Genomic DNA, 12,346 nt, shown 5'->3' on the forward strand with positions numbered 1-12,346 from the left:
TGGACAGATGGAACCCGCCTCGCCGCCGAGTTCCCCGTCGATGCGCTTGTCGCTCGTTCGGGCCCGTGCTTGGCGCCCGCGCGCATTTCGCGATACTGTGCGGCGAAAAAGGGGCCAAAAGGGACCAGGAGTGAACCAGCATTCGGATGCCGGTCGCGCAACGTTTCAGGCGTTCGCGCGCGGGGCCGACTTCCTGCAGGGTGGCGGCGAGATGGGAGCGCTCATGCGCATCCATGATTGGTCACGAACGCCGTTGGGGCCGCCCGAGAGCTGGCCTCAGTCGTTGCGCACGTCGGTCAGCACCTGCCTGGACTGCGCGTTCCCGATCCTGATCTGGTGGGGCCAGGAGCTCGTCATGCTCTACAATGACGAGTATCGTCCGATCCTCGGCTCGCAGAAGCATCCCGCCGCGCTGGGGGCACCGGGGTGCGCGGTATGGTCCGAGATCTGGGAGGTCATCAGCCCGATGTTGCGGCAGGTCGTTGGGCTTGGCGAAGCGACCCGCTCACGCGACATGCCGCTGTTCATCGACCGCCATGGCTACCTCGAAGAGACCTATTTTTCGTTCTCCTATTCGCCGATTCGCGATGAGACCGGCGGCGTCGGCGGCGTATTCACCCCCGTCATCGAGACGACGGCCCGGGTCGTGGGCGAGCGTCGCATGCGGACCTTGCGCGATCTCGCCGCGCGCGGCCGTGCCGACAGTCTGGCCCACGCTTGTCGCGAAGCCACCGATGTCCTCGCCGAGAATCCGCATGACGTCCCGTTTGCGGTGATCTACCAGCTCAGCGAGGACCAGCGATCGGCACGGCTGTTGAGCGCTGCGGGGGTGCAGCCGGACAGCGCGATCGCGCCGGCGCAGATTGCCCTCGACGGCAACGGGGGCGCGCTGTGGCCGATCCGGGAGGCGGCGCGTGCGGCGGCACCGATTCGCGTCGTGCTGGATCGTGCGAAATTTGCCGGCGTGCCGACCGGCGCATGGCCCGAGCCGCCACAGCTGGCGCTTGCGCTGCCGGTTGCCACGGGCCGGGAGCAGGCGACGGCGATCCTGATCTGTGGCGTCAATCCGCGCCGCGCCCTCGATGCGGAGCACCAGGGCTTCTTCGATCTGATGGCCGCTCAACTCGGCAGCGCCTTCGCCGAGACGCTGGCCTATGAGCAGGAGCGGCGCCGCGCCGAGACGCTCGCCGAGATCGATCGGGCCAAGACCGCGTTCTTCGCCAATGTCAGCCACGAGTTTCGCACGCCGCTGACGCTGATGCTCGGTCCGCTCGAAGATGTCCTGCTGCGGTCGCAGAGCTTGCCGCCGGCGGATCGCGACCGGTTGGAAATCGCCCAGCGCAATGCCTTGCGGCTGCTCAAGCTGGTCAACACGCTGCTGGATTTCTCGCGGATCGAGGCCGGCAGGATGCAGGCGGTCTACGCGCCGGTCGACCTCGCGAGCCTGACCGCGGAGATCGCCAGCACCTTCCGCTCGGCGATCGAGGCCGCTGGCCTCAGGCTGATCGTGGATTGCCCGCCGCTGCCGGAGCCGGCCTATGTCGATCGCGAAATGTGGGAGAAGATCGTCCTCAACCTGCTGTCCAACGCGTTCAAGTTCACCTTCACGGGCGACATCGAGGTCCGGCTCGTCACCTGCGATCGTCATTTCGAGCTGAGCGTGAAGGACACCGGAACCGGCATCCCGCAGCACGAGCTGCCGCGGCTTTTCGACCGTTTCCATCGCGTCGCCGGCGCGCGCGGCCGCACCCATGAAGGCTCGGGCATCGGGCTCGCGCTTGTGCACGAGCTCGCCGAGCTGCACGGTGGATCCGTCGCAGCGACCAGCGAAGCCGGGCAGGGCAGCACGTTCGTAGTCAGAATTCCCAGGGGACGAAGCCATCTGCCGTCCGACCAGGTCGACGCGGCGCCAGCGCAGGAGCCGATGTTCCGCGGTGAGCGCCCCTTCATCGAGGAGGCGTTGCGCTGGCTGCCGGATACGCCGCCGCTCGATGCGCATGCCGTTCGGGACATCGACGTCCCCGCCCTCTCCGCCAACAGGGCCGGGCCGCGCCCCCGCATCCTCCTGGCCGACGACAATGCCGACATGCGCGACTATGTCCGCCGCCTGCTCGCAGCGCGCTACGATGTCGAGACCGTCGCCGATGGTGAAGCCGCGCTCGCAGCCATCGCCCGCGACAAACCCGACCTCGTTTTGTCGGACGTGATGATGCCGCGCATCGATGGCATGCAGTTGCTCGCCCGGCTGCGCGCCGATGAACAGGTCGGCACCATCCCGGTGATCCTGCTGTCGGCCCGGGCCGCAGAAGAGAGCCGCGTCGAAGGCATGGAGGCCGGTGCGGATGATTATCTCATCAAGCCGTTCAGTGCGCGTGAACTGCTGGCGCGCGTCGAGGCGCATCTCAAGATGGCCCGGCTGCGTGCCGAGGCGACGGAGCGGCTGCGTGCCAGCGAGGAGCGCTATCGCGCTTTCGTGACGGCGAGCTCCGACGTCGTCTATCGCATGAGTCCTGACTGGCGGGAGATGCGCCAGTTGCAGGGCAAGGACTTCATTGCCGATACGATGAAGCCGAGCCAGGGCTGGCTCGCGAAATACATTCATCAGGACGATCAGCCGCAGGTGATGGCGGCGATCAGCAGGGTCGTTGCGACGAAGAGCATGTTCGAGCTGGAGCACCGTGTCATCCGGATCGATGGCAGCCTCGGTTGGATCCATTCGCGCGCCATCCCCATTCTCGGGCGCAACGGCGAGATCATCGAGTGGTTCGGAACGGCGCGCGACATCTCCGAGCAGAACAAGGCCGAACGGGAGTTGCGCAAGAGCGAGGAGCGCCTGCGCAGCGCGGTCGAGGTGGGGCGGCTCGGCCTGTGGGACTGGAACGTCGCGACCGGCGAGGTGTATTGGTCGGACGAGCACTTTCGCATGGAAGGCTATGGTGTTGGCGAACTGACCCCGAGCTACGAGGTCTGGGCCGCGCGCATCCATCCCGACGATCGTCCCGCAGCCGAAGCCGCGCTTCACCGCGCGATGGAGGCGCACCAGGAATATGTCAGCGAGTTTCGTGTTGTGCATCCGGGCGGCGCAATTCGCTGCCTGTACGGCCGTGGGCGCTTCTTCTATGACGATGCAGGACGACCGATCCGCATGACCGGCGCCATGGTCGACGTGACCGAGCGGCGCGAATGGGAGGAGCGGCAGAAGGTGTTGGTCGCCGAACTGCAGCATCGCACCCGCAACCTGCTCGGCGTGGTCCGCTCGATGGCCGACAAGACGGCGCGCGCGAGCACCGATCTCGGCGATTTTCGCGCCCGCTTCCGTGATAGGCTGGATACGCTGTCGCGCGCCCAGGGCCTGCTGTCGCGCCTCAAGGAGCATGATCGCGTCACCTTCGACGATCTGATCCGCAGCGAGCTGTCTGCTGTCGCCGGCGGTTCCGAGCGCATCGAGCTTTCGGGGCCGTCCGGCGTTCGGCTGCGGTCGTCGACGGTTCAGACCCTTGCCATGGCGCTGCACGAGCTCGCCACCAACGCGGTCAAGTATGGTGCGCTGGCGCAGCCGTCCGGCCGGCTCTGCGTGGGCTGGTCGCTCGAGTGCGAAGGCGCGGAGGGACGACCCTGGCTGCACATCGAGTGGCGCGAGAGCGGCGTCGACATGCCGCCGCCAGCCACGATGCCCCGCGGCACCGGACAAGGGCGCGAGCTGATCGAACAGGCCTTGCCCTATCAGCTCAGCGCGAGGACCTCATACACTTTCGAATCCGACGGTGTCCGTTGCACGATATCGATTCCCGTTTCGCTCACCACACTGGAGCTCGATGAGCATGCCTGAACGCTCGCTTCGCGACCGTCATATCCTCATCGTCGAGGACGAATACATGCTTGCCGACGAGCTGCGCTGCGCCTTCGGCGGCGCCGGTGGCACGATCCTGGGCCCGGTCGGAACCGTCCCTGACGCGCTCGCGTTGATCAAACGCGAGGGGCGGATCGAAGGCGCCGTTCTCGACGTGAACCTGCGCGGCGACATGGCGTTTCCGGTCGCCGATCTGCTTGTCGAGCGCGGCGTGCCCTTCGTCTTCACCACCGGTTATGACGAATCGGTCATCCCGGACCGCTTCTCGAAGATCCTCCGCTGCGAGAAGCCGATTGCTGTCGATGGGATCATGCGCGCGCTCGGACGCCTGATCGAGAGGACGGCGCCGCAATGACGCGTTCGGCCCCGTCGGATTGAGCCGGGCGCCTCACACCTCGCGCCGGCTGAGGAAGGCGAGCCGCTCGAACAGGTGCACGTCCTGCTCGTTCTTGAGCAGCGCACCGTGCAGCGGCGGGATCAGCTTGCGCGGATCGCGCTCGCGCAACTGCTCGGGTCCGATGTCCTCGTTGAGCAGCAGCTTGAGCCAGTCCAGGAGCTCGGAGGTCGACGGCTTCTTCTTCAGGCCGGGCACGTCGCGGACCTCGAAGAAGATGCGCAGGGCCTCCTCGACCAGACGCTTCTTGATGTTCGGGAAGTGCACGTCGACGATGCGGCCCATCGTATCCGGATCGGGGAACTTGATGTAGTGGAAGAAGCAGCGGCGTAGGAACGCGTCCGGCAGCTCCTTCTCGTTGTTGGAGGTGATGATGACGATCGGGCGCAGTTTCGCCTTGATGGTCTCGTTGGTCTCGTAGACGTGGAATTCCATCCGGTCGAGCTCGAGCAGCAGGTCGTTCGGGAACTCGATGTCGGCCTTGTCGATCTCGTCGATCAAGAGCACCGGCCGCTGATCGGCCGTGAAGGCCTCCCACAGCTTGCCGCGCTTAATGTAGTTCTTGATGTCGGACACCCTGCTGTCGCCGAGCTGGCTGTCGCGCAGCCGCGACACCGCGTCGTATTCATAAAGGCCCTGCTGCGCCTTGGTGGTCGACTTGATGTGCCAGGTGAGCAGCGGCGCGTTGACGGCCTTTGCGACTTCCTCGGCCAGCACGGTCTTGCCCGTCCCCGGCTCGCCCTTCACCAGCAGCGGGCGCTCGAGCACGATCGCCGCGTTGACGGCCACTTTGAGGTCGTCGGTGGCGACGTAGTCCTGGGTGCCGGTAAATTTCATCGCGTCTCGCTCATCGTTCGAACTTGTGTTGAGTGGCTACGCAGCGGCAACGCCGCTGCGGCCTTGAGATGATGGCTGCCATCGGAAGCAGAAATAATCAAGCGCGCCTGATCAATGAGAGGATCACGAGCACGATGACGGCGCCGATCGTGGCGTCCAGGATCGTCCCCAGCGTGCCGCTGGCGAGCGCAATGTGCAGTGCCGGCAGCACGTAGCTTGCGACCAGCGCGCCGATGATGCCGATGACCATGTTGCCGATCAGGCCGAAACCGGCGCCGCGCACGATCAGCCCTGCCAGCCAGCCTGCGATGGCGCCGATGATCAGCGCTGCGATGATACCCATGAAAGCCCCCATTTCGCCTGTTGTTCCAGGGATTGTAGAGCAAAATGCGGGCGGGTCCAGCGCGGGGCGTGGAGCGGCCCTTGACGTGCCCTCCCGGCCGCGCGATCTAATGGGCATGTTCCTGCAATTCTTCACAGCGCTGCGCGACGCGCAGGTCCCGGTCTCCTTGCGTGAATATCTCACGCTGATGGAGGCTGTCGACGCCGACCTCGCCGAGCATTCGGTCGAGAACTTCTACTATCTCTCGCGCACCGCGCTGGTGAAGGACGAGCGAAATCTCGACAAGTTCGATCGCGTGTTCGGCACCGTATTCAAGGGGCTGGAGAACCTGCTCGATGCGATGGAGAAGGCCGAAATCCCCGAGGAATGGCTGAAGAAGCTGGCCGAGAAATATCTCACCGAGGAAGAGAAGAAAGAGATCGAGGCCATGGGCTGGGACAAGCTCATGGAGACCTTGAAGAAGCGTCTGGAAGAGCAGAAGGGCCGTCACCAGGGCGGCAGCAAGTGGATCGGCACCGCCGGCACCTCGCCATTCGGCGCCTATGGCTACAATCCCGAAGGCGTCCGCATCGGCCAGGAGAAGAACCGCAACAACCGCGCGGTGAAGGTGTGGGACCGCCGCGAGTTCAAGGATCTCGACGGCAATGTCGAGCTCGGCATCCGCAACATCAAGGTGGCGCTGCGCCGGCTGCGCAAGTTCGCCCGCACCGGTGCGCCCGACGAGCTCGACTTGGACACCACGATCCGCGAGACCGCCAACCACGGCTATCTCGACGTGCATATGCGCCCTGAGCGGCGCAATGCGGTGAAGGTGCTGGTGTTCTTCGACATCGGCGGCTCGATGGATTCCCACGTCGCGCAGGTCGAGGAGCTGTTCTCGGCCGCCAAGAGCGAATTCAAGCACATGGAATATTTCTACTTCCACAACTGCCTCTATGAGGGCGTATGGAAGCAGAACAAGCGGCGTTTCACCGATCGCACGCCGACCTGGGACGTGCTGCATAAGTACCCGCACGACTACAAGGTCGTGTTCGTCGGCGACGCCTCGATGTCGCCCTATGAGATCATGGTGCCCGGCGGCTCGGTCGAGCACGTCAACGAAGAGCCGGGGTCGGTGTGGCTCGACCGCGTCATCCGCACCTATCCACACGCGGTGTGGCTCAATCCGGTGGCGCAGAAGCACTGGGACTATTCGGAGTCCACCACCCTCATCCGCCGCATCTTCTCCGAGCGCATGTATCCGATCACGATCGAGGGTCTGGAAGCGGCGATGAAGGAGCTGGTGCGGTGATGCTGTCATTCCGGGGCGCCCGAAGGGCGAACCCGGAATCCCGACATTGCGTTGCCACTTCGAGATTCCGGGTTCGATGCTTCGCATCGGCCCGGAATGACGCCAAGAGGAAACGAGAGAATGCCCCAGACCATCACCCGCGGTATCAAGGCGCTGCTCGACGAAGCCAATGCCGAGATCGCCACGCTCTCTGCGGCTGAGGCAATCGAGGCTGCCAAGCGCGACGACGTCGTCATCGTCGATATCCGCGATCCGCGCGAGATCGAGCGCGAGGGCAGGATCCCCGGCGCGTTCTCCTGTACGCGCGGCATGCTGGAGTTCTGGATCGATCCGCAGAGCCCCTATGCCAAGGCGATCTTCCAAGAGGACAAGACGTTCATCTTCCACTGCGCTGGCGGCCTGCGCTCTGCGCTCGCTGCCAAGACCGCGCAGGACATGGGCCTGAAACCGGTCGCCCATATCGGCGGCGGCTTCGCGGCGTGGCGGGACGCCGGCGGGCCGGTCGAGGCCTGGGCGCCGAAGAAGAAGGATTGATCGCTGCCCATCACGCGCGGGCTTGACCCGCGTGTCCATCGCTTGAAGAAGATGGATGACCGGATCAAGTCCGGCCATGAGGACTGAAAGTGACCGCGGAGCCACGCATGACCACCCCCAACGACCCTCTCGTCTCCACCGACTGGCTTGCTGCGCATCTGGGCGATCCCAGGGTCAAGGTGCTCGATGCGGCCTTCAAGATGCCGGGTGTGCTGCCGCTGCCGAAGGACGATTATCTGAAGGCGCACATCCCCGGCGCCGTGTTCTTCGACGTCGACGAGGTCTCCGACCGTTCCAATCCGCTGCCGCACATGTATCCGAGCGCCGAGCAGTTCGGCCGCGACGCAGGCCGGCTCGGCGTCAGCAATGGCGATACGGTAGTGGTCTATGATTCCGGCGGCTGGGTCGCCGCGCCGCGCGCCTGGTGGATGTTCCTGTCATTCGGCCACACGGATGTGCGCGTGCTCGACGGCGGGCTGAAGAAGTGGATGGCGGAGGGACGCCCGGTCGAGAGCGGACAGGTCACGGCGGCGCTCGGCACCTACAGCGCGAAATTCGATGCCGCGCGCGTGCGCCGGATCGAACAGATGGTTGCCAATCTCGCTGGCAATGCCGAGCAGGTGATCGATGCACGGCAGGCGCCGCGCTTCGCGGGCGAGGTCGCCGAGCCGCGGCCCGGCCTCCGATCCGGCCATATCCCCGGCAGCCGCAATCTGCCCTATGCGGAGTTGTTCGACGCGACGACCGGCATGATGAGGCCGCTCGACCAGTTGCGCGAGGCATTCGGCGCCGCTGGCGTCGATCTCGCCAAGCCGATCGTGACCTCCTGCGGCTCCGGCGTGTCGGCGGCGGTGCTCACGCTGGCGCTCTATCGTCTCGGCATCCGCGACACCGCGCTCTACGACGGCTCGTGGTCGGAGTGGGGCATCGAGAACGGCCCGCCGGTTGCGACCGGGCCAGCCTGATCGGCGGCTCCTCTTTACCGTGTGCGCGGCCCGGCCGCCTGCTGGCTGACCGTCTGCGGTTGACCGAACGGCTGCTGCCCGAACGGATCGGGGAATGCGGCCTGTTGCTGTTGAGCAGCAGCAGCAGCAGCTTGCCGTGCCGACCGGAGCCGCTGTGCGATGCGCCGCTGGTTGGCGCGGCGCGCCGCGATCTGCTTCTCGCGGGCCTGGCGCTTCTTGAGCATGCTCCGGCGCAACTGAATGCTCGCGACCTTCACCGAGGCACGATGCTCGCTGGCGGCGGGCCGCTCCTGATGAGCCGGCTGTTCGGCCAGTGCGGCGAGCTTGGCGGCGATCGGGTCGAGCACCGCCGGAACGGGCGCGAGCGCGGTTGAAGCGGCGGCTGCGGTCGTCATCATCGGATCGGCGCTGGCGAGGATCTGACGAGCTGGCGGCGGCGGTGCCACCACGGCGGCCGCAGCTTCACGCGACGCCCGCGGCGGGGCGGTCGCTGCAGTCTCGGGCGAGCTGTCCATGCTCGGCTTGTCGAACGCTTTTTCGACCGGAGCGACGATCGAAGCGGTCGTGTCCGGAATGGGGCGCTCCGGCTTGATGCTCTCGATCCGGTCATTCGTCGCGGACGCGGTCGCGACAATGGCGGAGGTGCGGGACGTGTCGACCGTTTCCGCCGGCAGCGAGGGCGTCGGCACATCGGTGGCCACCGCAACGGGGGTCACTTCGGGCGCTTCTGTGAGCGGCGCCGCCGTCGACGGCGCGCTCGGCTGTTCGGACGTTGCCGGGGCAGCATCGGCCACGACCGGCGGCGGCGTCACCGGCGGTGTCGGAATCGAATCCACCCGCAGCACCGCGAGCACCGGCGTGGGTTCGGCCGGCGGTAGGAACGTCGTGAAGCCCGACGCCTGAGTCGTGCGCCAGGACGCGTTGCTGGCGAACTGCTCATGGGCGGCGCGCAACAGAGCCGCAGCGCCCATGCCGAAGATGGTGAGAGAAATGGAACAGACGATCGCGGCGACCAGAAAACGAAAGCCGGGAAGCATTGACGGTAACTCTCGCCACGGCAGCGGGACTGCCGAGACATTCGAGCCAGTAGGGAACGCGGTGATCACAGGGAATAGCCGCGTCCGCGACGAGGCCGGCTTCTGCCGTGCATCGCGAATCAGGCTCAAGTCAGAATACCGGAAGTGTTCCCGCCCGCTCGGCAAATCACGGCATCGATAGGGCCTGCGGGGGCTCCGCTGCACTTTTTCGGCGGCGTGAGACTTCCGTGCAACGACGGAGACATGATCACAAATTGCCGAAGTCGGGCCGCTCTGGCCGGAATTGTCTTGAATGCGCCGCTATCTTCGGCCATCTGGCACAGCAAAGGTCCCAATCGGCGGCTTGGGGATACTGCAAGGGCGATGATGATCAGACAAATCCTGACGGTTTGCGCGGTCGCGGCAGCGGGCGTGACGGCAGCTTCGTTTGCCGAGGCACAGCAGGTCTATCAGACCGCGCCTGGAGCGTATTCACCGGCGCCGACGCCTTACCCGGCCGATGCGCGCGGGCAGGGGCAGGATTTCGACGCGCTCGACGACGAGGATGCGCCTGGCAATTCCGCGGCCCTGCCGCCGCCCGGCCCGGTGATCTCGCCGGACGATCCGCGCTACGGTCGTCCAGCCAATGCGCCGGTCTATGGCGCTGCTGCTCCGACCGGCCCCATCCTTTCTCCCGACGATCCCCGATATGGGCGTCCGGCCGGTGCGGCGGTCTATGGAGCAGCTCCGAACGGCCCCGTGATGTCCCCGGATGATCCGCGTTACGGCCGCCCGGCTGGTCCGCCCCCGGTGATCTACGGTGATCGTCCCGCCTCCGGCCAACAGGCTTATGGTGGCGCCTACGGCAACAGCGCGCCTGGTGGCGACTCCGGCGCGCCGCGGCCGCCCGGCGCCGTCGGTGGCGCTCCCGCCGTCGCGGGCGCCGCACAGGCTCCGGCCGCCGGAGATCGGCCGATGACGGTGGCAGCCCTGCCGCCTGAGGAACAACCCGATGCGGCGCCGGCGCCGCTGCCGGCGAACCTGCGCCGCCAGGAGGTCGACTTCGTCACCAAGGAGCCGCCGGGAACGATCGTCGTCGATACGCCGAACACCTACCTCTATCTGGTGCTCGGCAACGGCCGGGCCATGCGCTACGGCGTCCGTGTCGGCCGCGAAGGCTTCACCTGGACCGGCGTGCAGAAGATCACCAAGAAGACCGAGTGGCCGGACTGGTATCCGCCGAGCGAGATGATCGAGCGCCAGCCCTATCTGCCGCGCTTCATGGCCGGCGGTCCCGGCAATCCGCTCGGCGCCCGCGCGATGTATCTGGGCTCGACCGTGTACCGCATCCACGGCACCAACCAGCCGTCGACCATCGGCAAGTTCGTGTCGTCAGGATGCATCGGCATGCTGAACGACGACGTCGCCGACCTGTTCGACCGGGTCAAGGTCGGCACCCGCGTGGTCGTGATGCCGGGCGGTGCACCTCCGGGCTCCGGCAAGAACATGGCTGCCGCCGCGGCCTCACCGGCTCAGGCGCCTGTCCAGGCGCAGGCGGCCGTGCCGGCTAGCCAGCCGGCCAACATGCAGCCGCTGCCGCCGCCGGTCACGATCCGCTGAGGCGCGTTTGCCCGAGCTGAGCCCGTTGGAAACACCCTCCTCGCGGAGGGTGTTTTGCTTTGTGAGCCGCTCTCGCCTGCCTCAAGCCAGCCGGCGCGGCGGCTCGGACCCGGCGAGCCAGGCGGCGATGCAATCGACCATCTGACCGTAATGGGCCCGAAAGCTCTCCTCGGTGACGTAGCCGAGATGCGGCGTGATCACGACGTTGCCGAGCCCGCGCAGCGGATGGGCGACCGGCAGCGGCTCGACCGAGAACACGTCGAGCCCGGCGCCGGCGATGCGCTTGTCGCGCAGCGCCTGCAGCAGCGCGGCCTCGTCGACGATCGGTGCGCGCGAGGTGTTGACCAGGTAGGCGGTTGGCTTCATCCGCGCGAGGTCGGCGGGGCCGACCAGCCCGCGTGAGCGGTCGCTGAGCACGACATGGATGGTGATGACATCGGCGGTCGCGAACAGCTCCTCCTTGGTGGCGAAGCCGACGCCCGCCGCGTTGCAGTGGTCTGGCGTCAGGTTGGGGCTCCAGGCGATCACGTTCATGCCGAACGCCTTGCCGAGCTCCGCCACCTTGGTGCCGAGCTTGCCCAGCCCGATCACGCCCAGCGTCTTGCCCTCGATCTCCACGCCGCCCAGCGCCTGCCAAGGCTCGCCGGCATGCATGCGGGCGTTCTCCTGGCCGATCCTGCGGGTCAGCTCCAGGATCAGGCCCATGGTGAGCGGTGCGGTGGGGTCACGGCCATATTGCGTGCCGCAGACCATGATGCCGCGCGCCTTGGCGGCCTCCATGTCGATGGCGGCGTTGCGCATGCCCGAGGTGATCAGGAGCCTCAGCTTCGGCAACCGCTCGATCAGGGAGCGCGGCAATGGCGTCCGCTCGCGCATCGCACAGATGATGTCGGCATCGGTGAGCGCGCCGGCGGCCGCTTCCTCGTTGCCGAACGGCTGTGTGAAAGCTGTCACATCCACTCTGTCGGCCAGCCGGGGCCAGTCGGCCAATGAGAGGGCCGTATCGTAATAGTCGTCGAGGATCGCACAGCGCAGCCGTGTCATCGGCAAGGTCCATTCATCGGGAAACGGCGGCAATCATGAATGCCGTCGGGAATGGAGCCATGCTTGCGCGCAAAGGGCTGGGTGCGCAAGGCGTCGTCCCGCTGTGACGCGGAACCAGGCGATATCAGTCGAGGCGGGTCTTCAGCCGGAACGCTGCGTCATGGCCGTATTTGGCGCGCCAGGCGGGGCCGGGGCCACGCATGTAATGCAGCTCCGGTCGGTACGGGTTGAACGCTCGCGTGACGAAGTCGCGCCAGAAGCCGCGGATCTCGTCGACGATCCCGGATCGGTCGTTGCGGTGGGCCGCCGGAGCGGGCAGGGAGGCTGAGGTGAAGGCTGCCATGACGGGCTCTCGCTGTTGTCGGTCGCGGCTTTTGCCGCTTGGGCGCGCGGGTCTTGCGGGCCGAGACCGAGTGTCCCGCCGAATTAATTAAAAGATGGTTGCAATTGTC

The 12,346-nt window shown here is 66.5% G+C and carries 11 protein-coding genes; 6 read left to right on the plus strand and 5 right to left on the minus strand.

What is annotated here, in order from left to right; genetic code table 11:
* The first annotated feature begins 130 nt into the window (after positions 1 to 130).
* Both QW868_RS17600 and QW868_RS17605 read left to right on the plus strand, forming a co-directional pair.
* Entirely contained in the window at positions 131 to 3,829 is a 3,699-nt protein-coding gene (locus QW868_RS17600; protein ID WP_316231057.1) for a PAS domain-containing protein, read from the plus strand.
* On the plus strand, positions 3,822 to 4,205 hold the full coding sequence (locus tag QW868_RS17605) for a response regulator (RefSeq protein ID WP_315738598.1): 384 nt from the start codon (positions 3,822 to 3,824) through the stop codon (positions 4,203 to 4,205). The genes QW868_RS17600 and QW868_RS17605 overlap by 8 nt, the downstream gene beginning before the upstream one ends.
* A 33-nt stretch (positions 4,206 to 4,238) precedes the next feature.
* Here the strand turns inward: QW868_RS17605 and QW868_RS17610 are convergent, their stop codons facing one another.
* Both QW868_RS17610 and QW868_RS17615 read right to left on the minus strand, forming a co-directional pair.
* Positions 4,239 to 5,081, minus strand: a complete 843-nt coding sequence (locus tag QW868_RS17610; protein WP_316231058.1) for a MoxR family ATPase — start codon at positions 5,079 to 5,081, stop codon at positions 4,239 to 4,241.
* 97 nt (positions 5,082 to 5,178) lie between these two features.
* Positions 5,179 to 5,424, minus strand: a complete 246-nt coding sequence (locus QW868_RS17615) for a GlsB/YeaQ/YmgE family stress response membrane protein (RefSeq protein WP_315738597.1) — start codon at positions 5,422 to 5,424, stop codon at positions 5,179 to 5,181.
* A gap of 115 nt (positions 5,425 to 5,539) precedes the next feature.
* Between QW868_RS17615 and QW868_RS17620 the strand changes: the two genes are divergently transcribed.
* The 3 genes from QW868_RS17620 to sseA all read left to right on the plus strand — a co-directional run bounded on the left by QW868_RS17620 (position 5,540) and on the right by sseA (position 8,214).
* Positions 5,540 to 6,715 carry a VWA domain-containing protein gene (locus QW868_RS17620; protein ID WP_315755313.1) on the plus strand — a complete coding sequence of 392 codons (1,176 nt, stop codon included), beginning with the start codon at positions 5,540 to 5,542 and terminating at the stop codon, positions 6,713 to 6,715.
* 120 nt (positions 6,716 to 6,835) lie between these two features.
* The gene (locus tag QW868_RS17625; RefSeq protein ID WP_315796689.1) at positions 6,836 to 7,249 is read left to right on the plus strand and encodes a rhodanese-like domain-containing protein; all 414 of its coding nucleotides are present in this window, start codon (positions 6,836 to 6,838) and stop codon (positions 7,247 to 7,249) included.
* A gap of 107 nt (positions 7,250 to 7,356) precedes the next feature.
* Positions 7,357 to 8,214 carry a 3-mercaptopyruvate sulfurtransferase gene (gene sseA / locus QW868_RS17630; RefSeq protein WP_316231059.1) on the plus strand — a complete coding sequence of 286 codons (858 nt, stop codon included), beginning with the start codon at positions 7,357 to 7,359 and terminating at the stop codon, positions 8,212 to 8,214.
* Positions 8,215 to 8,228: 14 nt separating this feature from the next.
* Here the strand turns inward: sseA and QW868_RS17635 are convergent, their stop codons facing one another.
* Positions 8,229 to 9,251, minus strand: coding sequence for a hypothetical protein (locus QW868_RS17635; RefSeq protein WP_316231060.1), 1,023 nt, complete (start codon positions 9,249 to 9,251; stop codon positions 8,229 to 8,231).
* Positions 9,252 to 9,614: 363 nt separating this feature from the next.
* Here QW868_RS17635 and QW868_RS17640 point away from each other — a divergent pair, with 363 nt between their 5' ends.
* Positions 9,615 to 10,850, plus strand: a complete 1,236-nt coding sequence (locus QW868_RS17640) for a L,D-transpeptidase (protein WP_315775960.1) — start codon at positions 9,615 to 9,617, stop codon at positions 10,848 to 10,850.
* Between the two features lie 81 nt (positions 10,851 to 10,931).
* Here QW868_RS17640 and QW868_RS17645 read toward each other — a convergent pair whose 3' ends face one another.
* Positions 10,932 to 11,894 (minus strand): D-2-hydroxyacid dehydrogenase family protein, encoded by a 963-nt coding sequence (locus QW868_RS17645; protein WP_316231061.1) that lies wholly within the window; start codon positions 11,892 to 11,894, stop codon positions 10,932 to 10,934.
* Between the two features lie 124 nt (positions 11,895 to 12,018).
* On the minus strand, positions 12,019 to 12,237 hold the full coding sequence (locus QW868_RS17650; protein WP_315738590.1) for a hypothetical protein: 219 nt from the start codon (positions 12,235 to 12,237) through the stop codon (positions 12,019 to 12,021).
* Positions 12,238 to 12,346 lie beyond the last annotated feature (109 nt).

Source organism: Bradyrhizobium sp. SZCCHNR1051, assembly GCF_032489615.1.
Taxonomy (GTDB): domain Bacteria; phylum Pseudomonadota; class Alphaproteobacteria; order Rhizobiales; family Xanthobacteraceae; genus Bradyrhizobium.